Raw genomic sequence first — 699 nt, forward strand, 5'->3', positions numbered from 1 at the left:
GGGATGGGGCAGTTCACGGCGGGGTGGCCCAGGATGAACTTGAGGAAGAACTGGGCCCAGCTGGTGCAGTCGAACTCCGAGGCCCAGTCCGGCAGGGGCTTGCCCTTCATCTTGCGGAAGAGGTTGCCCTTGTCGAAGGGCTCCATCACGAGCACGGCCACGCCGTGCTCCTTCGCCGCGGGCAGCAGGCGCGCTTCGGCGTCGCGCATCGCGAGCGAGTAGGGCAGCTGCACGAAGTCCAGCTTGCTGTTCTTGATGTGCTTCTCCAGGTCGTCGAAGGCGCTGCGCAGGTAGTGGGTGACGCCCACGTAGCGGAGCTTCTTCGCGGCCTTCAGCTCCCGCAGCACGGGCAGGTGCACGTCCACGTCCAGCAGGTTGTGCACCTGCATCAGGTCCATGCGGCCGTGGCCCATCTTCTGGAGGGACGCTTGAATCTGCGCGGCCCCTTCCGCCTTGCCGCGCGTCCACACCTTGGTGGCGAGGAACGGCGTCTTCTCCTGGCCGGACTGCTTCAAGAGGTCGCCCACGACGGCCTCGGAGCGGCCGTACATGGGGGACGAGTCGATGAGGCGCGCGCCCGAGGCGAAGAACTTCTGGAGGACCTGGGCCAGGGGCGCGCGTTCGTTCGCGGCGCCGCCGACGTCGAAGGTCTGCCAGGTGCCCATGCCGATGACGGGCAGGGCTTCGCCGGAGCTGGGG

Annotated in this window: 1 protein-coding gene; it reads right to left on the reverse strand. The window is 67.8% G+C overall.

Features of this window, described 5'->3' with window-relative positions; genetic code table 11:
* On the reverse strand, positions 1-699 hold a 699-nt coding region (locus tag D7X55_RS39980; RefSeq protein WP_147470445.1), incomplete at both ends, for an aldo/keto reductase.

The organism is Corallococcus sp. AB049A, from assembly GCF_003668885.1.
In the GTDB taxonomy this organism is placed as follows: Bacteria; Myxococcota; Myxococcia; order Myxococcales; family Myxococcaceae; genus Corallococcus; species Corallococcus interemptor.